Consider the following 22,356-nt stretch of genomic DNA (forward strand, 5'->3'; position numbering starts at 1 on the left):
GCGGGGGAAAAAGATAAAAGCACAGCCGAATTTCCGGATTGAGGTTGACATTCCCTCCAGGCCGTGGCGGCTTATAAACGATTTTAGACCGGGAGTGATAGTGGCTGAGGCCAGAATTGAAAATTCTACTCTAAAATTGGACAAGGTGGTGTGAAAAATGTTTGATAAGGCAGTAGCTAAGATAAAGTCCGAAATGGACCAGAATAAAAATAATTCTTATATCCAGGTGGTCGGGGGATTCCTGCTGCAGCACCTGAACGAAAACCTGGGCGCTGCGGAGAAGATCATGCAGGAGGGCAAGACCATCGCGAAGAGCCTGGATTCCATGAGGAACGAAGCGTCAAAGAAGAAGGTCGGGAATTGCGCAATGTTTACACCAACAGAAGGATTTAATATTGTGCTGAAATATTTTAATATCGCCGGCACGCCTTCTCCTGATCCAGCTCCAGCAGCTACCACAACTCCTGCTCCTGAGCCGGTAAAAGAGGAGATTGGCTTTAGTCTCTGCTTGGAAGACTTATTGTAGGAGGGAAGGCAGATGCTGATCAAAAAAGAGTTAGAACAAATCCCTGTCCAGGCTTTCCCTGTTCTGCCCGTAAAAGGCAAGCGGGACAAATACGCGGCTGCTGTCCAGGTGATTAGCATGGAAAAGTGCGGAAATATCCTCGTCATTGACGTCTTCAGACGCGAGGGACAATTCCTGGCCATGCGGTTTTTCTCGGACGGAAACACATTTTTAGTCTCTAATGAGCGGCCAGGCAAGGGCTGGGAAAAACGGATGCCGAGCGCTGTACTGGAGGGTGTCTGCTCGTACGGATGGGACATAGACGCCGCGGCCGCCGACATACAGCTTGCCAACAGCGTGCTTAAAAATAAGCAGGTCTCTTGGCATTACGTCCGCGGAATCAGGGGCGAAATGGACGCCTTCGTCGGAGGAATCAACGAGAAAAAACGGGAGCAGTCCATGGAGCGTAAGTACGGCAAGATGAAGGAACATTTTGCAATGTTCCCGGACTACCCGGCAGACCTGCCTGAATTTTGCGAGACGCAAGTGTTTAAAAACACTGTCGTTTTTCTGGACAAAGTCCAAAAAACCACAAGAAAGGCGGTTTGCGGCCACTGCGGACACAAATATTCAGTGGCGAAAGAAATTAAGCCGGGCCAAAGCGGATCCTGCCCGAAGTGCAAAATGCCCGCGAAGTACCGCGCAAGCTGGGCAAAAGGCCTGTACAGGGAAAAGGCGAAAATCTGCATCACTCACAAGGTCAATAATCAGTTGCTGGTTCGCTGGGCGAATGTGGAGCGCATTTTCCCAAAGCAAAAATACCAGTATTCTTTCTGGGACTTTTACCGGAATCTGCATCTGTGGGAGCAGAGGAAACCGGTTTTGTACGCCTATGACTACAAGCCGATAATGCAATGGGGTGAAAACTGGTATCGCCAGAAAAACGGCTCAACACACCAAAACCCGGCGTACATCTACACGAATAACCTCCGGGAAGTTTTCGGCGAGTCATATTACCACGTTGACCTGCAGGCAGGACTGCAGAACACCGGCCAGCTGCCATTTAGCAGACTGCTCGACAACCTGGAAAACATCCCTGCGGCCGAATATCTATTTAAGATGGGCCTGACCGCCTTGGCGGCCGCCTACATGGGCGAGGAGAAGCTTGGCCAAAAAGCAGGTTTTGCCGAGGTGCTGGGCGTCAGCAAGCAGTATCTGCCCATGTATCAAAAATTTAACATCGAACCGCTGGAGCACAAGATTATCCGGGCGTCGAGGACCTGGGTGAGCGAAAAAAATTTCCTGAAATTCCGAGCCCTGGCACCTGACCCCTGGGATTATGGCTATATTGCGGGATACTTAGAAAAGATGTCCTTTGAGCGCTTCGCCAACTACTTCACAAAGCAAAAAGAACTGAACGGCAAGCAAAATCTCCACTACAGCCTGATGCTCTACCGGGACTATCTTGATATGTCGGACGCGCTGAAAGTGGACATGTCGCATAAATCCGTCCGTTTCCCGAGCAATATTCAAGCGGCCCATGACCAGATCCTGCCCCGGTTTAATCAGATGAAGCATAAGGTTGAGGATGAGAAGTTTAAACTGGCTGTTGAAAAGCTCTATTCCGGGATGAAAGATTACGCAAAGGGAGATTATTGTATCGTATTCCCGGCGCTCCGGAGCGATCTAATAACAGAAGGCCAATCCTTAAAACATTGCGTCGGCGGGCAGCGGTATGCCGATAACCACATGGCCGGTACTCAGATGATTTTCTTCGTCAGGCGGGCCCAGGAGCCAGGCAAGCCCTTCTTCACGATGGAAATTGACATGAAGGAACTGAAAATATTACAACTGCATGGCTACAACCACCGCGCAGCGCCGCCGGATGTGAAGAAATTCGCCCAAGAATTTTTAAGGACATTGCCCAGAAGGGAAATTAACAGGGTCCGGGTAACAATCCCGGCATAAAGGAAGGAGAATAAAGATGGAAGCACCTGCTATTTATAGAACGCCCGAGCTTATCGCGGCCGAAATTAATAATATCAAACGCCAAACCCGGACCATGCTTCTATATAACAGCATCGAGATAGGCCGGCGTCTTTACGAGGCCAAGAATTATATCCCCCATGGTGAATGGGGCAAGTGGCTCCAGGAGTCTGTGGAATATTCCCAAAGCACGGCCAATAATCTAATGCGGATCTTTGAGGAATATGGCGCCGACCAACTTAGCCTTTTTGACAACAATGCAAAATCCCAAGCGCTTGGGATTTTGAGCTACACGCAAGCAGTCGCCCTCTTGGGGATCCCCCAGGAGGAGCGGGAACAGTTCATCGAGGATCATGATGTCGATAATATGTCCTCGCGGGAGCTGCAGGCGGCGATTAAGGAGCGGGATAAAGCACTGAAAGAAAAACAAAAGCTGGAGAAGACGGTTGCAAACATCGGAGATACCGTCACTCAAATCTCCAAGGAGAGGGACAAGCTTCGCGATGAAGCGTCCCAGCTTCGATCTGATATGCGAGTGACCAACGATGTGCTGAAAGAGAAGCAGGATACTGTTAAGACGCTTGGGGATGTATTGAAAGCAGAGAGGGAGCAATCCAAGGCTGAGATGGAGAAATTATCAAAACTTTTAGATGAGGCAAGAAAGAACGGATCCTCGGATGAGAAGGTAAAACAGCTCGAGGAAGAGCTTAAGGTAGCTCAGAGGCAGATTGATGTCCTGAACGATGAACTGAAAAAACCGGTTGAGCTGGAGCCGGCCGTTGTGGAAAAGATTCCGGAAGAGGTTGAGAAAGAGCTGGAGGAGCTCCGGAAGAAAGCGGCCCAACAGAACCCGGCTGCAATCAAGTTTAAAGTGATCTTTGACGGGCTAGTGAAGAACTTTCAGGAACTACTGGCTACACTGGCTGAAATCGGGAAAGCGGATCCGGAGGCCCATGAGAAGTACAAGAACGCGGTGGCAGTGCTGATCGGAAAGATGGGGGAGCGGCTATGAGCAAAATCATCGTTTCAGTAAATCCTATTCTAGATTATTCTGTTCGCGAATTGTGCAAGAAGCCATATTACAGTCATCCAAACGGATGCCCGAATTTTAATAAAAAACAAGGTTGCCCTCCACAAGTTAAATATTTTGATCAGATATTTGATATAACAAAACCTATTTATGCGATATGCAATGTATTTAGTTTTTTAGAACATGTAAAAAGAATGAGGCGCCTCCATCCTGAATGGTCAGATCACCAATTAAAATGTTGCCTATACTGGCAGGGCACGGCTAGAAAACAGCTTAGAAGCCATGTGGCGGAATTTACAAAAGAGCATAATGGACATTTTGTTACATATTGCCCTGAGGGCATGGGAGTTAATGTGACCGAAACATTGAAAAACGTTGGGATTTTTCTTGAGTGGCCACCCGTATATGTGTCTTATCAAGTGGCTCTAGCTGGTATTATGGTTCAGAAAGGCGGCAAATGCGATGGCAAGAACGTCAAGACAGGCTGAAGCGGCTGCACCTAAAAGGCAATATGCTCTTCCGGATGTCTATGAGAGAAAATTACCCCGGGTAATGGGCAGATTGAAAGCGGCGGAGGACTTCGACTTCAACTGGGGGCGCTTTGATGCCTGGATTCAATTCCGGTATCAAGAGAACTTTTACCGGTTTGAGTATTCCATTCAAAAGAGTAAGGAACGGAATAAAGAAAACCCGATTGTCAAAGAACTCCATTATGGATCGGATTGTTTTGCGGTATTAGTGCTCCAACTAGAGGCCCTGGCCGGCATGGTGGAAAAAGGAATCTATGACCTGTCAGTTTGGGTGTCGGGTATGAAATACCTGCCGCCAGCAGTTGAGATCCCTAGTTTCTTTCGTGCTCTCGGGTTTGACCGGATCCCGGAGAGCTGCGAAAAAGTTAATATCCAGTACAAGCAGAAGGCCAAGATGTTGCACCCGGATGCCGGTGGAGATACGGCAGACTTTGAAATACTTACCCGGGCGAAAGAGCAATGTCTGCAATATTTGGGGAAAGGGGAGCGGAGTCATGGGTAAATGGATTGGAATCGGCCTACTGATCGCCTATGCTTTGTTCTTTATGGTTACTACTTACTATTTTGCAGATCAGGCACTCCGGTATAAGAAGGAGAATGAGAGGCTAAAAAAATTATGCAGCCGGTGAGAGCGAAGCCTAAGAATCGGAAATATGCCAATAAGGGAGCCATTTTCGAGCGAGAAATAAGGATGTCCAATGCGGGTTATGAAACCCGGGGCATCGCCCTGGTCCAGAAAATCAGCACTCCCTGGAATGTGGTCCGAGACGGTCCAAGGATCGTCTCGGCCTTCCCGGAGGAAAAGTCAACCCTGGATTTCAGGGGTACGGTCCGGGGCGGTACGTCAATTAGTTTTGATTGTAAGGAGTCGGAGGATGAACGAGGCCTCCCCTTGAAACACATCGAGCCTCACCAAATAGACTACATCCGGAAAGCCCTCCAGGTCGGAGAGATCAGTTTCATTCTCTGCTACATGAAACTATTGGACAAGCGGTACTTCATCCCGGGAGCAACGGTCCTAGAGCGCTGGGATGCTTGGCAACAGAATAAGGGGAAGCGGGGGTTCAATTACATCGATGTGGCGGATATGATTGAGGTCCGGTCCCGGAATGGAATAGTGTTGGATTATCTGGCTGGGCTGGAGGTTGGATGATGAATAGAAAAGGCCAAGCAAATTATGAAACATTTCCTTATCTGACAGACGAAAATGGAAACAACCTTTGCCGTACATGCAGAAAGCCTCTCAATTCAAAAAGGAAGACATTTTGCAATCAGCGATGTATACGAGATTTTTTTATGAAAACAGACTGGAAGAGAGTCCAAAAAGTGATTTATGCCCGCGATGGCGGGATATGCATGAAATGCGGGAAGGAAGTCAGTAAAGATAACTTCCATGTTGATCATATTGTTCCAGTCTCAAAAGGTGGAGATGAATGGGATTTAGAGAATTTGGAGCTTTCTTGCCCAGAATGTAATTTAAAGAAAGGTGCTAAGGAGGATTGTTAGGTGATGATGAAGCAACTGCTTAAAGCTAAAGACGACATACGCTTGGATGATTTCCTGAAAATAAAACTCAGCTCACTGGTACGGGTGCCCGTTATTGTAATTTATAAGAACCAGAAAGATTATCCAGACAAATATGTGGCCAGACTCTGGGATATAAAAAATAAGCCCACTCACTACGCAGTGGTCAAGGACACTCTGGAAGAAGTGAGAGAGGCCATACCTTCTGGTATGTGCCGGATGGGGCCATCATCAAAAGATGATCCCGTGATTGTGGAAACCTGGGCATAAGGGGGGAGTGTCAGATGACAAAAAAGATGCAATCGGTAATCATCTCTGAGCTGGACCGGCGGGGAATCAGATACGGGATCGATTCCACCGGCGCCCTTTTCTTCGAGGACGAGGATGACCGGGAGAGAGGGATGAAGATTATTGCCGGCATTATGGGGAGGCGGTAACTGTGGAGAAGATAGTGGAGGCCCGGGGCGAATATGTTACGATCGGGGATCTAGCACTGCAGCTGGGGACAAGCCGGAAGAGGATCGGGCAAATAGTAAGGGCCAATAAAATTGAGATTGCCAAAAAAAGAGTTCAGGCACCAAAAGGGGAATTCTACTATGCAAAAGCGGTTTCAGATACCTCTGTGATACAGATCCAGGAACTGCTTCAAAAATTTAATCCTCCGAAAGACAAAAGGCAAAAGAAAGGGAAAATAGAAGAGGTTCCCGCTGATGTCTCTTATGGAGAAGGAATAATTATCAGCCAGGATTTTAAAACTGGCCAAACCTGGGGGCAGGGGATCCGGGCTTGGTGGGAAAGAGAACGGGTGGAGAGGTTGATGATAGTCTAAAAGAGGATAACCAAGGGGAGGTGGGTCTCAAGATGGGGAAATCAAGCGTAAAGGTTCAAGAGATAGCAAAAGCTGCTGCACGGGAAGCCTTAAAACTTCAGAGGGATGAGGAGCGGCAGAGAATCCGGAAGAATCGTTTTCACAATACAGAATTACTTTTAAAGAATTATATGAGCCTAATGGACCATTATGAGAACGCCCAAGATAAGGCATCAGAGGAATTATTGGAATCGCTGGGATGCGATGATATGGATCCGGATGATGTGATAATCCAATCCATTAAGCGTAGCCGGGTCCGCACTCGAATCATGATCAACCATATTGAGACTTACATGGAGGTCTTAAGATTCCGATTGAAAAGTAGAAGCCAAGAAGAAAAGTATGAAGTAATATACCGGTTGTATTTAGACCGAGCAAGGAGAGACATCTCATGGGGAGAGAAGGTACAAATTATTGCAGAGGAACTACACTGCAGTACAGACTCGGTAAGGCGATGGAAAAATGAAATGGTAGACGAATTGAGCATACTTTTATTTGGTATAGATGGCTTAAAGCTAGAGATGTAGCGGGTTTTCAGGTTTGCAAAAATCTTGCAAAAAAGCTGCAATTTACATGCAAAATCGTCCATGGTAAAATTGTATCGTAAAATGTTGTCAGGAAAAATAATAAAAGAAGGGGGAGTTGCAGCCGCAGGTGTGCTCCCCCGCGTGATGAAAAAACCGCACGGTGACCCCGGAGCGGTTTTTATGTCTCCAAAAAACCAGCTAAAAATCGGCTAAAAATCGACTAAAATACTTGAACCAATAGGAATTCACTTCTCATTACCGAACCATTCTTGTGAAAGGAAGTGAATTTTATGGAAAAGAAGTCTGGAATTGTTGGTTGGGACTGCTGGGTTGATTTTATTGATCCCAATACAAATGCAGAAAAAGGAAAAGTTTTGAGGGTTGAAGAACATGGGATTATTATCTTTGATAGGTATAATCATCGTCAATTTATTCCATGGTGCCAAATAAAAGGCATTGTTGAGCGGACATAACGTAAAAATTTAAACTATTTAGAGCCTCTGGGCTCTTTTCTTTTTGCCAGAAAAGGAAGTGAGGCCATGTGCACAGATTTAATTCTATATGAGGTAACGGTTTTGAAAGCTCATAACAGCACCCGGGGCATCAAGAAAGCGCCAGGTGAGAAGTATTACTGTCTTGGAACAAACCCCGTTGAGGTAAAAGATTTGGTGGAGATCCATGACCGAATTCCCGGTATAAAGTTTGTCCTAAGTGTAAGGCCGGTGAGTCCGGAGGAGTATTTTGATCATAGTAAATTAATATCATAGAAGGAAATTCTCTCCTTTTGACGAAATGTGAAAGCTTAAAGGAGGCGTTAATTTGGAAGTAATTTGGGAAATATTAAAGAATACCATAATACCGGCTATTTTTGGCGTAATGGGATATGTTTTTAAACAAAAATATGATGAAGGATCAAAGATAAAGACAAGCGCTAGGTTATTAATATACGATATTAATCGAACGACGGAAATACTCAGATCTTTTTTGGATGGGGATGACCATTCGATTCCACTAGTTTCATTAACAGCTATTAATGATTGGAAGCAGTACTTTTGTGTAGTGAATACAAAGTTAGCAACGGAAACCGCAAAAAGTGTCTTTGAGTTTTATTCAAGGATTGAAAATTTGATATACATTCAAAAAGATGCTATTGGCATAATGGAACAAATTAATCCTCATTATCCAAATGATTATCTAAGACGTAGAATAATGGCACTAACCAAAGTTTTTGAAGAATATACCAAGGTAGTTCTAGAAACGCCGAGATTAGCTGATTCATTAAACAATTTAGATAGACTAACATAGTAGGAACGAATATTACTTCAACTGGAGAAGGAACATTTGTTTTTTTACGAGGTACTAAGGTGACGCCAAGAGATATTGAGTATGTCGAAGAAAAGTTGATGATTGATAAAACATTAACCGGCCAACAAAAGGTAATGGGATTAATTGGAAATTAGCTGAGCGGAGTTGGATCAATTAAACGATATTGCTACAAAAACGTTGGCAAAACAGCAAAAAATTAGAGGGAGTCTTCGGGCTCTTTTTCTTCTGAAAGGCTAGATTCTGACGACTTGCTTATAGTAAAGTGGTGTAGTAGATAACAGAAAATTATATTAAAGAAGGAGATATCTTTCTTGTGGTCGAAGTTTAAACCTTGAGGTGAGGAGGAATGTTCTCAGAAGATCCTATAAATATATGGTCCTATGTTTATTTCATTCAAGCAGGCTATGAGGGACCAATCAAAATTGGTTCATCAAACAATGTAGAGAAAAGGTTAAATAGTTTACAAACTAGTTGCCCTGATAAACTAATGGTTTTACACTTTACCACAGGTGGGCGAGCACTGGAAAAATATCTCCATAAAAAATTTGAAAAGCATGTTAAACACGGAGAATGGTTTTCTCCTGACCAAGAGATACTAGATTATATTGTTGAAATAAAGCATGAAGATGAGTTTTATGGCCGACCACTCTCCATCGTTGAATTTGCTTTGAATAATGGTTTTGAACTAAGTAAAGATGATTGGGAAGTTGCAGTATTACTAACTAGAGGTGGTATGATAAGCAGTTATAATAATGATCATATAAATTACAAACTAAAATTTTGGAAACTCTTAGATGCTTATTGGGAATATTTAAAACATATCCCGTCGAAGTTATATCACAAAAGAGAAATCACATGCTTGATTAATGAAGGGTATGGGATCGAGGATAAAGAAATAAAACGAAAGCTATGTATTCCTTTTTAACTTGTTAACACCTTAGTGATAAGGTGTTTATTTATTTCAACCCTTATCAAAACAAACTTAATACCCTGGGGGGTGGGTGATATGTAGTGGCACGTGAGCGAAATCCCAATAGAGAAAAGGCCAAAGAACTATGGACAGAACACCACGGAAATATTACAAACCGTAAAATTGCCGAACTTCTCGGGGAAAATGAAAAGGTAGTGGCCGTCTGGAAGCAGCGGGACAAATGGAATGTTGTACAACAAAAAAAAGAATGTTGTACAACAAAGAAACGCGGAGCCCCAAAAGGGAATAAAAATGCCAAGGATAACAAGGGCGGTGCTGCACCGGAGAAAAATAAGAACGCTGAAAAGCATGGTTTCTTCTCTAAGATCTTTCCTGACGATCCGGAGACGATGGATATCATTAATTCCATTGAGTTTAAAAGCCCTATTGATATTCTCTGGGAGAACATAGTTATACAATATATGGTGGACTACTTTGTCAAGACAATTTTTTGACCCTGTTTAAGGTGTATTCACACCACCTTTCGCTCCTTGATAATTGTATATAATTGTAAGTTTATTTAAAAACGTATTGGTAATTCCGTTAATTATTTCCACTGGATTAGATATTATGTCAAGGGTCGGCTTTGCCGACAGCGAAGCTGCTTGCCCTTGACATGTTGATCAGCAAGACCCTTTTGTTTCCGGTCTGTTCATAACAGACCGGTTGCCTCCCGGCGAGGGCGGGGTGGTTTGGAGGGGCAGAGCCCTTCCAGGGTTTTAAGAAGTCATTTTTTAAAGTAAACTTCTGCCGGAGTAAGTTCCTTCAATGCTTGGTGTGGCCGGTATGTGTTGTAGCTTTCAAGATATCTTCCAATACCATACCTGGCTTCTCTAGGGCTTGCATAATCATTAATATATATTTCTTGGTACTTAACAGATCTCCATAATCGTTCTGTGAAAATGTTATCTAATGCCCGGCCTCTTCCGTCCATGCTAATTTGGATGCTACTATTTATCAGCGTATCTATATATCGTCTGGATGTAAATTGGCTACCCTGATCGCTATTGGCAATTACAGGTTTTCCGATTTTTAGACCTGCTTCCAATGCGGAAAGAACAAAATCAACTTCAAGGTTATCACTTAATTCCCATGAAACCACGTAACGTGAATACCAGTCCAGAAATGCTACAAGGTAAAGCCAGCCGCGTCGTAAGCGGACATAGGTAATATCAGTTCCCCAAATATGGTTTGGATAACTGGCGGTAATATTTCTAAGTAGGTATGGATAAACCTTATGTTCATGGTTTCTTTTGCTGAGGTTAGGACCAGGATGTATTGCAACCAAGCCCATTTCACGCATATATTTTTGAACCGTTGACCGACTAACCAAGTGTCCCTCTCGTTTTAAGACCGTCGTAATACTTCTCGAACCGAAATAGGGTGATTTAGTATAAATTTCGTCAATGGCATGCTTAAGCCGAATTTCCTCTTCTGATGGTGGAACTGGTTTATAGTAAAGACTGCTCCGATTGAGAGAAAGCATTTGAGCTTGCACAAAAACGGACATTTCGGGATCGTCAAAATCTACAAGGGCAATCCGTTCACTTCTTGGCAGGGTCGATCCCAGATTTTTTTTTAAGCCAATTGAATTGGGCGGTGACCTCTCCAAGCTGGGTATACAGATCTTGCACTTGCTTTTTTAGATCTTCTTTTTCGTCATCCTTCCTGCGTCCATCTGCAAGTATCTGAGGGAGCCCTTCAATTGCTTCTTTCTTCCAACTAGACAGCTGATTTGGATGTACTTCATATTCGGCAGCAAGCTGGGATATGGATTTTTCTTCCTTTAGAATTTCCAGTACAACCTTGGCTTTAAATTCTCCTGTAAATGTTTTTCGCATACCTCATTATACACTTTAAATCAGGCTGTTTTGTTGTCTAGTTTTCTTAGTCCATTATAAAGCAGCAGCTCTATGATGTCCTTTGGGCGGAAATATCTAAATGGTTAAGTTCTTCAAAAATAAAGAACTTGCTTAAGTGGACCAAAACCCGGGTGTATATGGTTGGACATGAAGATCGATGGTTCGCTACGGCCAGGACAGCCACCCGACCTGAAAACATGCAGGGCTTCCATGAAGATTACATGCTTCTTATCGTGGATGAAGCATCAGGGGTTGCGGATCCAATCCTGGAGCCCATACTCGGTACCTTGACCGGTTATGAAAACAAGCTCTTAATGTGCGGAAACCCTACGAAGATCAGCGGGGTTTTTTATGATTCACACAATAAGGACCGGGACCTCTATAAGACCCATAAAGTATCTAGTTTAGACAGCAAACGGACCAGCAAGGAAAACATTGAGATGCTGATCCGGAAATATGGGAGAGATAGTGATGTAGTCCGGGTCCGTGTTTATGGCGAGTTTCCAAAAACTGAACCGGATACCTTGATTGCCCTTGAAGTTGTGGAGCTGGCGGCCAAGACCAGCAAAGTTAATCCGACGGGCAGTATTCTTCACCTGGGTGTGGACGTTGCCCGGTTTGGAGACGATGAGACGGTCATTGCCCCTCGTATAGGGGGGAAGGTCTTCCCCCTGCACGGTTACAATAAGCAGGATACGATGAAAACAGCCGGATGGGTGCTCAATATTGCCCGGTCTTTTCGAGAGCAAAGACCGGATATCTGGATGGTGGTAATCAAAGTTGACGATACCGGTGTTGGTGGAGGGGTAACCGATAGGCTGAATGAAGTAATTCTGGAAGATGGATTACCGTATATAGTTGTTCCTGTTAACAATGGCGGTAAGTCCGATGATGAAGAAGGTCACTTTGAGAACAAAGGAACTGAATCCTGGGTTGTAGTCAAAGAAATCCTGCAGCAGAACTTCTCAAACTTTGTGCAGGGTCAAGAAGCTCTGGTTGAACTGCCCAATGATGAAAAACTTATCAGCCAGCTGACCACAAGAAAATATCGGATGACCAGCAAAGGCCGGATTGCACTGGAGCGAAAAGAAGACATGAAGAAGCGGGGGCTGCCGTCCCCGGACCGGGCAGATGCGGTGGTATTATCGTTTATCGAAAGTGTAGTTGTCCCCCTAGACGAAATTAATAACGATTCGGCTTATGACAATGAAATTGAGTAGGTGAGAAATGTGAACCCATTAAAGCCTTTAGCCCAGAAAGTATTGAAAGATGACTTAAGTGTTATGCAGGAGAGTATTTCGAAGCTCTCTGAAGCCGTTTCCTCCCTTCAGATTGAAGAAAGAGGATGGATCAACGTATCTCAGGGCTTTGTCCCCTGGGAGATCACGGGGGAACAACGGCAGCATGTTATTGAGAAGGTCCGAGATGCTTTTAAGAAAAATCCTCTTGCCGGCCAGATAGCAGATATCAAGAAATACTTTACGATGGGGCAAGGCATTGGGTTTAAAGCTGAGGATCCGGATGTCAATGAGGTGCTTAAAAGTTTTTGGAATGATGAATCCAACAAATGGTTCCTGAGGCAAAGCCAGCTCTCCGATGACTTAGAGGTCGATGGAGAGTTTTTTATTAGGTTTTTCAAAAACGATATAACCGGCCGGGTCCAAGTCCGCTGTATTCCCGCCTGGCAGATTACTGACGTTGTAACTGACCAGGAAGATGCAGAGACTCCACTGTGGTACCGGCGGGAATGGGTGGAGCAAAAGTGGGATCCCCAAGCAAAATTATATGCTATCGTCAAATACCATATCGGTGTTGAAGCGGACTATATTCCTGCAGATGAGATCCTTCATGTTAAGGTTGGAGCTCCTTTGTACGCGAAGTTCGGGAATTCCCCTTTATACCGGACGCTGGGGTATTTGAACGCATACAAAGAATGGCTGGAAGATAGGGCCAAGCTCAATAAGGCCCGGGCTGCCTTCGCCTGGAAAAAGAAGATCAAGAATATGGGTAACAGTGTCGCTACGGCTGTCAACGGAGTTTTAAATACATTGAATAAAGCCTTTAATGGGAACGAAAAGCCGGTTCCGCCGAAAACCGGGGGTGTGATTGTCGAGAATGACGGTGTGGAGTGGACTGTCGTTAACTCCGACGTAAAGGCAGACAATGCCAGTGAAGACGGCCGTGCCATTAAACTAATGATCTGTGCCGGCTCCGGAATCTTCGAACATTACCTGGGTGATGCCAAGGTGGGGAACCTGGCCAGTACCAAAAGTATGGAGCTACCTATGATGAAGATGTTTGAATGGCGCCAGAAGCTATTTGAGATGGCAGTTTTCCTTCCGATATTCCGACGGGTAATTCGTGCCGCCGTTGAAGCGGGAGCACTCCCTGAAAAGAGCAAGGTGACCCGGCAGGAAGGTGGAAAACAAATTGAACTGGAGATCGAAACAGACCAGGTGTACATCGATATCGATTTCCCACCGCTGGTTTTGAAAGAAATCAAAGAGCTTACCGACGCCTTGGTGAAGCAGGTCCAGGAAAGGCTTAAATCCAGGCAGACAGCGGGCATGGAATTAGGTATAGAGGATTGGGAACAGGAAGTTGCTATGATCCTAGCTGAGGAGGAGGAGCTGAGAAAACGGCAGCGAGAGGATGATACAAATTCCTATCCCCCCTTTAACCCTCCCAAGGGGGATGAGGAAGAATGAGCCCTCCGGATCTTGATAAACTGGAAAAGCTCCATGGCAAATTAAACCGTAAATTGGCAGCTTGGGAAAAAAAGAAGTTAAGAGAGTTGCTTCGCACCTTCGCAGAGACTGAAGTTGAGATCAAAGCGCTTCTGGTAACGGCCGAGGGATGGGAAAAGACGCGGTTAGAATCATTACTCGCGGAAATTGACCGGATAATGGATAACATGGGGCGCGCTGCGGAAATGTGGGTTACCGGCCAGAGCGATGTTCCTCCGGAAAGTCCACTGGCGGGGTTGAGTCAATTCCCGGCTCTTTCTGGCGGGAGTGCGGCGTTTGCCTCCTTAGGGGTTACTGGATCATTTACAACGATCCATTTGCCGGTGCTCTCCTATATGCAGGATTACCAATTGGGACTCATCCGGAGGATCACCCAGGAAGTTCGGGACCAGATCAAAGAGGAATTGAAGCGAGGATATATCCAGGGTGAAAGCATTCCGGATATTGCAAAACGGCTACGGAATACAAAATTGGATAAAGGTGTCTGGCCCAGCGTAGAAAAAAGGGCCACGGTAATTGCCAGAACCGAGATCCTGAGAGCGTCCAACCAAGGAGCTCTTCATGTTTACAATCAGTATCAGGTGAAAAGAGTGATATGGTTGACGGCGAAGGACGAAAGGGTATGCAAAGTTTGCGGGCCATTGCATAAGAAGATATTCCCTATTGATCAAATTCCTTTCGGAGGACCTCCCGCTCATCCAAGGTGCCGATGCTTTATTGTCCCTCATATTGTCACTACGGAAGAAGAGGGCCGAGCAGGAGATCAAAAGGCAAAAGAAAACGTGAAATGGTGGAAAGAGAAACAGGCTGCTTAATGGCCTGCTTTTTTGAAAGGATGTGATATTTATGGGACTCAGGTGTCGATGCCCTACTGGAAACCAGACATAGTTGAAAATATAGAAGTACCGTAAGGACGGTGATTGTTCATGCCCGTAAAAAACATTGATAAAGCCCTAGCTGAAATAACGGCACTGTTAGAGGGTAGTAAAATTGAGTTGCCTGAGGCTCTAATAGAAGTAATGAGTTTTGACAAACTTGAACAGAAGATTAGGGATTTAATAGATCCCCGAGATTCAAACGGAAACCGCACCTGGCGATATTCAATCCGTGATACATACCCTGGCTTTGCTGTGGTCAAGGATACGGAAGCCGATAAGATTTATCGGGTTGATTATACGGTTGATGCCAATGATAACGTGACAATAGGTCAGTGGCAGGAAGCTGAATATGTCTTGCAAATTAAACCCGGGGGAAGCATTGGCCCGGCCCCATCGGTCACGGTGGTGACTGAAAGCGCATCAGTTCAGGAAATAGATTTCAGTGAACTGACACCAATCGTTGAAGCTCAAGCAAATGGAGAAGGGATGGCATTCCGGGTAACGGTTTTAAAACCGGGTTGGAATGTTGGCCTAAATGGGCGGCCGGGTGATAAGTATTATACCCGGGAGGCTTGCGGGACCCTGGTATCATTATTAGCCGGTGCCAAAGCCTATGCCGATCATCCTACTCGGGCAGAGGATAACTTGCGGCCGGAACGGAGCATTCGGGATTTGGTGGGGTGGTATTCGGATCCAAGGCAAGAAACAGACGGCAGGACAACCGCAATTTTTAACCTGTTTGAAAGTGCTGTTTGGCTGAAAGATATTCTTAAGGTGATTGCTTCCGGAAAGGCTCCCAAAAATTTAGCCGGGATTAGTATTAATGGTTTCGGCTCCACTAAAATAGGAGCCGCAGAGGGCAGGGCCGGGAAGATTGTTGAGTCTATAAAGATTTTGCGCAGCGCTGATGTTGTCACTGAAGCAAGTGCCGGCGGGGAATTTGAACAGTTAGTAGCAAGTGCAAGAAATTTAGAAAAAGGAGAGGATATTGTGGATTGGAGTAAAATCACATTGGATGAGATCCGTCAAAATAGACCTGACCTGGTTCAGACCATCGGCCAGGAAAGGCTGACTGAGGCCAAAACAGATTTCCAAAAGGATCTCGAAGCCATCAGGGAAAGTGTCACGGTAGTGAGCGGTGAGAATAAGAAACTCCGCGATGAACTGGCAGCAGAACGGATTAAGGTTAGTATCAAAGGAAAAATCACCGATTTACTCCGGGAAAGCAAGCTGCCCGAAATCTCCCAAAAGAGATTAGCGACCGTATTGGAAACCCGGGATTACACCAAAGAGGGTGTCCTTGATGAAACTGCCCTCAAGGAAGCCGTTACTGCGGCTGTTACAGAGGAGAGGGAATACCTGACTAAGTTAACCGAGTCCGGAAGAGTAGTCGGGATGGGTGCCGGTGGAGACCAGGGAACCCCCGGGGACCGGCTCCAGGAAGTGCAAAACAAATTTGATAATATGTTCGGTGTGGCCATGCCCACTGAACAGAAGTAAGGAGGAGATGGATCATGGCAAAAAATTTCGTGCAAGAAGGGCGCCGGCTTTTCTTAACTGCTGGGTCCGGTGTTAAATCCGGAGATCCCGTTGCAGTCGGGCAAATCGCCGGTGTCGCAGTAGCAGACGTTGACAGCAATAATCAAACCACCGTTGATACGGAAGGGGTTTACAAACTGTCTGTCAAGGGCATTGATGGCAGCGGGAATAGTGCTGTGGCTATAGGGGATGCCATCTATTTTGTTTCTGGCGACACACCTAAGTTGAGCAAAAAGGCTACCGGAGTCTTATTCGGGTATTCCTTGGGAACTGTCGATTCCGGAGCTACCGCGATCATTCCAGTTAAACTTAAATAAGAAAGTGAGGGGATAATGGTGTTTGAGAAATTAACCGAAAGCCAACAGGCGAAACTCAATGAAGCCATTGAATTAGGCAGTATCAGACGTGTTTATGAAGTACTGGTTGAAGCGGCCAGTACTTCTGATTTTCCATACCTACTGGCCAATACAATGGGAAAGGTGCTGCAGCGTGCTTATCAGGCTGTGCCGGATCAATGGCGCCGGCTTGTAAACATTGCAACGCTGCCCGATTTTAAGGATAAGACAATCCTCCGGGTATCTGAAGCGGACGATCTCGAAGAAATTAAGGGAGAACTGGGCGAATACAAGGACAGCACCCTAGAAGAAAGCAAAGAGACGTATCAGTTGTCCATCTTTGGCCGAACTTTTTCAATTACCTACAAGTCCATTATCAACGATGATATGGATGCCATTCGGAAGCAGCCGGACCGCTTTGGAAAAGCAGCCGCCAGGTTATTAAATCAATTGGTATTTGGAATATTGATTAATAACCCGAATATGGGTGACGGTAAAGCTTTATTCCATGTGGATCATAAAAATCTTGGGAGTGCAGCTTTAGCTGAAGCTAGCTTAACTGCTGCTATTACAGCCATGCGAAACCAAACGGATGACAAGGGCAATAAAATTGTCGTACAGCCCAAGTATTTGCTTGTACCCAACGAGCTGGAATGGACAGCCCGGAAGCTTTTGCAGAGTGCTCAAGTACCCCAGGCAGGAAATACCAGTGCCTCTTTTGCTCCAAATGATCAGAACGTGCTTCGGGATGTTGGCTTAGAGCCGGTTATTTGCCCATGGTTGACAGATGCAAATGACTGGTACCTGACTGCGGACCCTGCAACCATTGACACCATTGAAGTCGGTTTCCTCCGTGGAGTAGGGGAGAGTCCCCAATTGTTCCTGAAGTCTCCCGGGTGGACAACGATCAGTGGCATGGCAGTTGATCCCTTCGGTATGGATGATGAGCCTATCAAGTATAAGGTTCGTCATATTGCAAAGGCAAAAGCAGTGGATTGGCGTGGAATGTATAAATCTGCGGTATCGAATTAATAAATCCTAAAGGTTCAAAAATAGGGGAGGCATTTTGTCTCCCCTATTTCTAAATAGGAGGGGATCATTATGGCAGCTATTCAAAAGCCAACCATAGGCAGAATTGTTTTCTTTGTGACCGAAGAGGAGGAAACTCTTCCCGGGATAATCACCAAGGTCAACGATGACGGAACTATTAATCTTCGAGTATTTACCAACCAAGAGCACGGTTCGGGAGCAATACTTTTGACCAATGTTCACCAGGGCAAGAAGGAGAAGCAATGGAGCTGGCCGGCCAAGGACGGTGAGTAAGCATGACAGATTTGGAATTGGTCCGGGCGAATGTCGTCGATGAGGTAGAGCCATATACCTTTAATGATCCAATGATTACAGCTTTGCTGTCGCGATATAACAACGATGTTAACCAGGTCAGCTCCCACATTTGGCTTATCCGGGCTGGTCAAGCTGCAAAAAGAAATTTTAAGTTTACAGTTGATGGCACGACGATCGACAAAACGATGACAGCAAAAGAGTGTCGGGAGCAGGCAGTATTTTTCAAGGAACTGGCCATGCTTACTCCTGGTGATGGGCTGGCAGAAATTGAGTGGACCAATGCCTTCGATCCGCCGGAGGGATATTAATGATTACTACAGATGATATGGACTTTATTCGAGAATGCCTTTCAGACGTAGCCGGGGACGTAGAGGAATCTATTGTCTACAAGAAATATCTTAATACCACTCCTGGTGATCAGGTGATGGGTATTCCTGATACTCCGAATTACGAGAGCTTTGATATTACCGCAAGAGTGAGAGCATTAACCCTTGAAGAGATTCAGGTTTCCGGCGGGGCCTACATTTTCGGCGATGTAGAGTTTAAGATTCGTAAACAAGACTGGATGCAATGGGATCTTAATCTAACCGGGGGGTATGATCCAGAATCATCCACCATAAGGCCGGATTATCCTGATCGTATTATTTACGATGGGTTGACCTATAAACCTAAAAGCTACAGTCATGCATGGCTTGGTGGTGTACTGTGGTACAAGGTAAAGGCAGGGAAGTTGTGATGGAAAAGGATCTGTTTAATATCACTTTTAAGGGCGTGGATGAGTTAATTAAAGTAGCCGAGAGGAAAGCGCAGCTGCTTGATGCAAACGTGAGAAATGCAGTCGCTCGGACGGTGCTTTGGGGAGCAGGGAGAATCGCGGAAGAGTGCCCCACAGACACAGGGCGGCTGAGGGCGAGTATTCTGGGATACCTGGTGCATAAATATGGACTAAGAGTAGAGGGGGACCCGGTCGCGGTCGCCGACGGGATAAGCCAGTCGGTGACGCAGATAAATGGATATGAGGGCAGAATCGGTACCAACGTCGCCTATGCCAGCCATCAGGAGTATGGATTTAATGCTACTGGCCCCAAAAAGTTAACGGACAAACAGCGGCGGTACTTATTTGCTGTTGGCATCTTGCAAAGTAAAGACGGGAGGGTTGTGCCGGGTACCGTAACCGTCTTAGTCCGTAAATCCGGAAAGATTACTGGCGGGAAGACCTATATAGGGGGCATCAATAAAGTGATTAACCGACGCGCGGGGAGTGTTTCTCACGTGAAGGGGAAGGGCTTTTTTAGGCGCAATCTGGTGCTAATAGACCAGTACTTTCAAGAGCAGATGGAAGAAGCAATAAAAGCAACGGAAGAAGATCGGCTAATCCCGGTCACGTTTTAGAGGGATTATGTCGGCAGGCTTGTCCGGCTTTTTTCCTTCTAAGCCGAATGTTTTTCGGATCATAGGGCCGATATCATGCTGGATAATGATCGTTTCAGGCCAATCTTTATTGATGACTGTCAGCCGGCGGGTCGGAAATAGATCTTTTTCCTTTGTCAAAGTTACCACCCCCTTTCTGGCATGTAAATTCGCTACAAACCAAAATATTCCTGCCGAGGTGAGACCATGAACAATACAATGATGAGTATAGCGGAATACATTGCCACCAATTTTTCTGTTTTTGGATTGGGGTCCAAAGAGGATTTAATCACTATTGAGAAGCCCAAGAAAAGATTAGTCAACGGTGGCAAATGGCTTATCATGCTTCCTTTGCGGACCCTGCCAGACACCGATTTCAAAGTCCCTTTCGGGAATCTACTTGCCAATGGGGTTAGGGGTGAGAGGTTCCTGACCATGGTTGAATTTGAGTGCAAGACCCGTGCGCCAGAACCGGAAAAAGATTTTCTTTGGAATACAGCCAGAAAGTTGCGGGATAAGGTTTATAATGTGCTGGCCGGTCCTTATCGCGGAGGATTGACGGTCCCCCGTAAGGACTGGACGGATCCTCAAAACCCCATGCCGGCCGGCGAGATCTGGTTCGAAGTAGATCCAGAAAAGAACTCTCCTATTGAGGACCCAATAGAGGATCCAAATGACCCGGCAAACAAGAGCATATTTCTTACGTATAACGTCCACTGGGTAAGACCAGTGACGTAAAGGAGGGCTTATGTCAAAGGTAAAAATTAAACTTGACTCTAAACCCCAGGACTCTTATGTTGAGGTAGATGGAGAAAGGGTAAATAGCGTTACCAAGGTGATAGTTGAGGGTGTGGCCGGGAAGGCCCAAAAGGTACTGGTAGAATTGGATCCTCTAATGGTGGAGATAGAGGCCGATGCAGAGGTGGTATCAAAGGATCATTTAAAAGTAACCGTTAGCCTCAAACCCTGGTATAGTATGCTACAAAAGAACACTATTGAGGTAGTAACGGGAGCTGTAGAGATGGGAATGCCATCTAGGATTGCTGAGGAAATATTAAAGGATACATTATATACTGCCTTACGGGAAGGAATAGAAATAAAGGGTTAGCGAGGTGAATGATCATGCCTGAACCGTTTAAGTTGTCGTGCCCCTGCGGGTACGATTTTGTTTTTCCTGCAAAGCCCTGGTGCAAGACGGAGGTAAAATGCCCGGAATGCGGCCAGGTAGTCGCCTATGATCCTAAAGAAAAACCTAAGAAAAAAGGAGAGTGATAATTAATGTCCTTTGAAAAGAAACGGAATGCAAATTTGCTGGTGCTTTCCACCCCGGCAGTTTTTGCCGGAACCTTTACCGATTCGGCCGGCGTGACGGCTGCCATGGCAAATAATGCAATCCCTGGGGCTACTGACTTCGGATATGACCATGACCTTGGAGTCACGCTTCAGGGGAAAGGGCAATTCGGGTTAAACAAGCCTGTTGGTCTCACCGACGAATATGGCGGAATTAAAGGAAACTTTGACATTCAGGGGACAGATGGGGAGGCTGCGGTACTTGCCGCGGTTAGCCGTATTGCCCGGTCCGCATTCGTCAACGCAAACTACAATAAGTTATATGAATGTTTTCTAATTGCGAATATATTAGAGGATGACGGCGCTGCCCTACGGGCCCATTTCTGCGAGACATGCCGGATCGATGCTGTTCCCAAAAAGGTGGGCCCTGATGCAAAGCGTTTCTCTTTCCAAGGTGTTATCGGCCGTGACTTCGTAAATAAGAAGATCAGGGTAGCCGTGATAAACGGAGCTGCATCGCCGGTGACTGCCGTGAACTATCCTACAGGAGAAACTGCAGCTGCATGGATCGATGATAACGGGACCAGCAGGTATGCTTTGTTGGTTCTAAAGTACAAGGACTCTGACAAGACTGTCAAACGGCTAGAACTGGCATCAGCGGCCGCGGCGGGCTATTATTCCGAAACCGGTAGCGCAATTACCTTGCACACCGCGGATGGGTTAGCCACAAATGACAAAGCATTGATAGTGTATCTGGCATAAAGGCGGGTTATTTAACCCGCCTTTTCCTTTACCAAATTCCCAAGCGCTTGGGAATTTGAATTTATGAAAGGTGGTATTTGTTATGGCCGAATTAACAAATGAAATGATTCAAAAAAGATTTGAGACGGTATCTTCTGGCACCTATTCTCCGGAGATCCCGGGCCTGCCGGGCATCACTTTTATAAAGCTGGGACTGAAAGAGCGTGGGCAATCCTCCCGGGCCTATAGCGCCCGACTGAAGGAACTTATGGCTGCCGGCGGATATTTCTCTGAGGCTCTATTGCCTACAGTCCTGGAAAAGGCCTGCAGGGAGAATGGAATGGATCTTTCCGTAATCGGGAAGCAGCGGGCTATCCAAAAGAGATTCTATGACAGCATCCCCCCGGAGCTAATGGATCCTTACGACAAACTGACCGAAGAAGAAGTGGCCTTGCTTCCGGAAGAAGTGAAAGCGGAAAGGCAGGAGGCCATCGAGGAGCGCGGCCGGCAGATCATGGAGTTTATGCAGAACTTTTACAGCGTAGCAGATAAAAAGGTGTTCGAACAGTGTCGGCAGATTGAGGCGCTGGAACAACATCTTAAGGCTAACACGGCAGAGCATCACGCCCGGAAACACCAGATGGAGACGGAGATCCTCCTATGCGCCAGGCGGTCGGATGATATTAATATCCCTTACTTTTCGAGCATTGAGGACATTCAGGAGCTGGAGGACCGGAATAGAACAGGGCTTGTACAGTTGTACTTGAAATGGAAGCAGTTCCGAGAAGGGCTAACGCCAGAATTTTTTCGTCCCAATAGTGCTGCTCTGCAATGAGTGGATATACTCCTTTAGGGATGCAGGAGAAAACACCGGGACCATATTTCCCGGCGCGGTTGCAGCATGGACAGCTGACCAAAAGCGCTTGGTCTCAGTAAGTAAAGAA

34 protein-coding genes are annotated in these 22,356 nt (G+C 45.9%); 32 read left to right on the plus strand and 2 right to left on the minus strand.

Annotated features, from left to right (window positions below; genetic code table 11):
* The first annotated feature begins 157 nt into the window (after positions 1-157).
* The 17 genes from DCMF_RS04545 (at position 158) to terS (ending at position 9,721) form a co-directional block, all read left to right on the plus strand.
* Positions 158-526, plus strand: coding sequence for a hypothetical protein (locus DCMF_RS04545; protein WP_148133319.1), 369 nt, complete (start codon positions 158-160; stop codon positions 524-526).
* A gap of 12 nt (positions 527-538) precedes the next feature.
* Complete coding sequence (locus DCMF_RS04550) at positions 539-2,473, plus strand: PcfJ domain-containing protein (RefSeq protein ID WP_148133320.1); 1,935 nt, start codon at positions 539-541, stop codon at positions 2,471-2,473.
* Positions 2,474-2,489: 16 nt separating this feature from the next.
* A complete protein-coding gene (locus tag DCMF_RS04555) occupies positions 2,490-3,503 on the plus strand; it encodes a DUF3102 domain-containing protein (protein WP_148133321.1) in 1,014 nt (337 codons plus the stop codon).
* The gene (locus DCMF_RS04560) at positions 3,500-4,009 is read left to right on the plus strand and encodes a hypothetical protein (protein ID WP_148133322.1); all 510 of its coding nucleotides are present in this window, start codon (positions 3,500-3,502) and stop codon (positions 4,007-4,009) included. Before DCMF_RS04555 ends, DCMF_RS04560 begins: the two co-directional genes overlap by 4 nt.
* A complete protein-coding gene (locus tag DCMF_RS04565; RefSeq protein WP_148133323.1) occupies positions 3,984-4,553 on the plus strand; it encodes a J domain-containing protein in 570 nt (189 codons plus the stop codon). The genes DCMF_RS04560 and DCMF_RS04565 overlap by 26 nt, the downstream gene beginning before the upstream one ends.
* Positions 4,546-4,680 carry a hypothetical protein gene (locus DCMF_RS30040; protein WP_257790947.1) on the plus strand — a complete coding sequence of 45 codons (135 nt, stop codon included), beginning with the start codon at positions 4,546-4,548 and terminating at the stop codon, positions 4,678-4,680. Before DCMF_RS04565 ends, DCMF_RS30040 begins: the two co-directional genes overlap by 8 nt.
* Positions 4,668-5,204 carry a Holliday junction resolvase RecU gene (locus DCMF_RS04570; RefSeq protein ID WP_148133324.1) on the plus strand — a complete coding sequence of 179 codons (537 nt, stop codon included), beginning with the start codon at positions 4,668-4,670 and terminating at the stop codon, positions 5,202-5,204. The genes DCMF_RS30040 and DCMF_RS04570 overlap by 13 nt, the downstream gene beginning before the upstream one ends.
* Positions 5,201-5,557, plus strand: coding sequence for an HNH endonuclease (locus tag DCMF_RS04575; RefSeq protein WP_148133325.1), 357 nt, complete (start codon positions 5,201-5,203; stop codon positions 5,555-5,557). Before DCMF_RS04570 ends, DCMF_RS04575 begins: the two co-directional genes overlap by 4 nt.
* Positions 5,558-5,845: a hypothetical protein gene (locus DCMF_RS04580; protein WP_148133326.1), complete on the plus strand. Its 288-nt coding sequence runs from the start codon at positions 5,558-5,560 to the stop codon at positions 5,843-5,845.
* A gap of 14 nt (positions 5,846-5,859) precedes the next feature.
* Positions 5,860-6,012: a hypothetical protein gene (locus DCMF_RS29070; RefSeq protein WP_214659090.1), complete on the plus strand. Its 153-nt coding sequence runs from the start codon at positions 5,860-5,862 to the stop codon at positions 6,010-6,012.
* A 2-nt stretch (positions 6,013-6,014) separates the two neighbouring features.
* Positions 6,015-6,404, plus strand: coding sequence for a hypothetical protein (locus DCMF_RS04585; protein ID WP_148133327.1), 390 nt, complete (start codon positions 6,015-6,017; stop codon positions 6,402-6,404).
* Positions 6,365-6,970, plus strand: coding sequence for a hypothetical protein (locus DCMF_RS04590; protein ID WP_236860190.1), 606 nt, complete (start codon positions 6,365-6,367; stop codon positions 6,968-6,970). The genes DCMF_RS04585 and DCMF_RS04590 overlap by 40 nt, the downstream gene beginning before the upstream one ends.
* 290 nt (positions 6,971-7,260) lie before the next feature.
* Entirely contained in the window at positions 7,261-7,443 is a 183-nt protein-coding gene (locus DCMF_RS04595; RefSeq protein WP_148133328.1) for a hypothetical protein, read from the plus strand.
* 66 nt (positions 7,444-7,509) lie between these two features.
* Positions 7,510-7,737 (plus strand): hypothetical protein, encoded by a 228-nt coding sequence (locus tag DCMF_RS04600; RefSeq protein ID WP_148133329.1) that lies wholly within the window; start codon positions 7,510-7,512, stop codon positions 7,735-7,737.
* A gap of 52 nt (positions 7,738-7,789) precedes the next feature.
* Entirely contained in the window at positions 7,790-8,275 is a 486-nt protein-coding gene (locus tag DCMF_RS04605) for a hypothetical protein (RefSeq protein ID WP_148133330.1), read from the plus strand.
* Between the two features lie 367 nt (positions 8,276-8,642).
* The gene (locus DCMF_RS04610) at positions 8,643-9,221 is read left to right on the plus strand and encodes a GIY-YIG nuclease family protein (protein WP_148133331.1); all 579 of its coding nucleotides are present in this window, start codon (positions 8,643-8,645) and stop codon (positions 9,219-9,221) included.
* A gap of 86 nt (positions 9,222-9,307) precedes the next feature.
* Positions 9,308-9,721 (plus strand): phage terminase small subunit, encoded by a 414-nt coding sequence (gene terS, locus DCMF_RS04615; RefSeq protein ID WP_148133332.1) that lies wholly within the window; start codon positions 9,308-9,310, stop codon positions 9,719-9,721.
* Between the two features lie 272 nt (positions 9,722-9,993).
* On the opposite strand, the gene DCMF_RS04620 is transcribed toward terS, so the two are convergent.
* A protein-coding gene (locus DCMF_RS04620) for an IS3 family transposase (RefSeq protein ID WP_148133300.1) occupies positions 9,994-11,107 on the minus strand; the annotation gives its coding sequence in 2 pieces (ribosomal slippage) (positions 9,994-10,836 and positions 10,838-11,107; 1,113 coding nt in all).
* A 152-nt stretch (positions 11,108-11,259) separates the two neighbouring features.
* Here DCMF_RS04620 and DCMF_RS04625 point away from each other — a divergent pair.
* From DCMF_RS04625 to DCMF_RS04670, 10 genes are all read left to right on the plus strand, one after another.
* On the plus strand, positions 11,260-12,348 hold the full coding sequence (locus tag DCMF_RS04625; protein ID WP_214659091.1) for a terminase B: 1,089 nt from the start codon (positions 11,260-11,262) through the stop codon (positions 12,346-12,348).
* 9 nt (positions 12,349-12,357) lie between these two features.
* Positions 12,358-13,836 carry a phage portal family protein gene (locus DCMF_RS04630; RefSeq protein WP_148133334.1) on the plus strand — a complete coding sequence of 493 codons (1,479 nt, stop codon included), beginning with the start codon at positions 12,358-12,360 and terminating at the stop codon, positions 13,834-13,836.
* Positions 13,833-14,690, plus strand: coding sequence for a phage head morphogenesis protein (locus DCMF_RS04635; protein WP_148133335.1), 858 nt, complete (start codon positions 13,833-13,835; stop codon positions 14,688-14,690). Before DCMF_RS04630 ends, DCMF_RS04635 begins: the two co-directional genes overlap by 4 nt.
* A gap of 111 nt (positions 14,691-14,801) precedes the next feature.
* The gene (locus DCMF_RS04640) at positions 14,802-16,253 is read left to right on the plus strand and encodes a hypothetical protein (protein ID WP_148133336.1); all 1,452 of its coding nucleotides are present in this window, start codon (positions 14,802-14,804) and stop codon (positions 16,251-16,253) included.
* 14 nt (positions 16,254-16,267) lie between these two features.
* Positions 16,268-16,609 carry a DUF2190 family protein gene (locus DCMF_RS04645; protein ID WP_148133337.1) on the plus strand — a complete coding sequence of 114 codons (342 nt, stop codon included), beginning with the start codon at positions 16,268-16,270 and terminating at the stop codon, positions 16,607-16,609.
* Positions 16,610-16,624: 15 nt separating this feature from the next.
* Positions 16,625-17,659 carry a phage major capsid protein gene (locus DCMF_RS04650; protein ID WP_148133338.1) on the plus strand — a complete coding sequence of 345 codons (1,035 nt, stop codon included), beginning with the start codon at positions 16,625-16,627 and terminating at the stop codon, positions 17,657-17,659.
* A 69-nt stretch (positions 17,660-17,728) separates the two neighbouring features.
* Entirely contained in the window at positions 17,729-17,950 is a 222-nt protein-coding gene (locus DCMF_RS04655) for a hypothetical protein (protein ID WP_148133339.1), read from the plus strand.
* 2 nt (positions 17,951-17,952) lie between these two features.
* Positions 17,953-18,279 carry a hypothetical protein gene (locus tag DCMF_RS04660; protein WP_148133340.1) on the plus strand — a complete coding sequence of 109 codons (327 nt, stop codon included), beginning with the start codon at positions 17,953-17,955 and terminating at the stop codon, positions 18,277-18,279.
* Positions 18,279-18,707: a hypothetical protein gene (locus DCMF_RS04665; RefSeq protein ID WP_148133341.1), complete on the plus strand. Its 429-nt coding sequence runs from the start codon at positions 18,279-18,281 to the stop codon at positions 18,705-18,707. Before DCMF_RS04660 ends, DCMF_RS04665 begins: the two co-directional genes overlap by 1 nt.
* Positions 18,677-19,363 carry a phage virion morphogenesis protein gene (locus DCMF_RS04670; protein WP_148133342.1) on the plus strand — a complete coding sequence of 229 codons (687 nt, stop codon included), beginning with the start codon at positions 18,677-18,679 and terminating at the stop codon, positions 19,361-19,363. Before DCMF_RS04665 ends, DCMF_RS04670 begins: the two co-directional genes overlap by 31 nt.
* Here the strand turns inward: DCMF_RS04670 and DCMF_RS04675 are convergent.
* A complete protein-coding gene (locus DCMF_RS04675) occupies positions 19,343-19,522 on the minus strand; it encodes a hypothetical protein (protein WP_148133343.1) in 180 nt (59 codons plus the stop codon). The genes DCMF_RS04670 and DCMF_RS04675 overlap by 21 nt on opposite strands.
* Positions 19,523-19,588: 66 nt before the next feature.
* Here DCMF_RS04675 and DCMF_RS04680 point away from each other — a divergent pair, with 66 nt between their 5' ends.
* The 5 genes from DCMF_RS04680 (at position 19,589) to DCMF_RS04695 (ending at position 22,247) form a co-directional block, all read left to right on the plus strand.
* Positions 19,589-20,119 carry a hypothetical protein gene (locus DCMF_RS04680; protein WP_148133344.1) on the plus strand — a complete coding sequence of 177 codons (531 nt, stop codon included), beginning with the start codon at positions 19,589-19,591 and terminating at the stop codon, positions 20,117-20,119.
* A 10-nt stretch (positions 20,120-20,129) separates the two neighbouring features.
* Positions 20,130-20,489 carry a hypothetical protein gene (locus DCMF_RS04685; RefSeq protein ID WP_148133345.1) on the plus strand — a complete coding sequence of 120 codons (360 nt, stop codon included), beginning with the start codon at positions 20,130-20,132 and terminating at the stop codon, positions 20,487-20,489.
* A gap of 14 nt (positions 20,490-20,503) precedes the next feature.
* Positions 20,504-20,653, plus strand: a complete 150-nt coding sequence (locus DCMF_RS29075) for a hypothetical protein (protein WP_214659092.1) — start codon at positions 20,504-20,506, stop codon at positions 20,651-20,653.
* Between the two features lie 6 nt (positions 20,654-20,659).
* On the plus strand, positions 20,660-21,433 hold the full coding sequence (locus tag DCMF_RS04690) for a hypothetical protein (protein ID WP_148133346.1): 774 nt from the start codon (positions 20,660-20,662) through the stop codon (positions 21,431-21,433).
* 82 nt (positions 21,434-21,515) lie between these two features.
* A complete protein-coding gene (locus DCMF_RS04695; RefSeq protein ID WP_148133347.1) occupies positions 21,516-22,247 on the plus strand; it encodes a hypothetical protein in 732 nt (243 codons plus the stop codon).
* The last annotated feature ends 109 nt before the right edge of the window (positions 22,248-22,356 follow it).

The sequence above is a fragment of the Candidatus Formimonas warabiya genome, from assembly GCF_002777255.1.
GTDB classification, from domain to species: Bacteria; Bacillota; Dehalobacteriia; order Dehalobacteriales; family Dehalobacteriaceae; genus Formimonas; species Formimonas warabiya.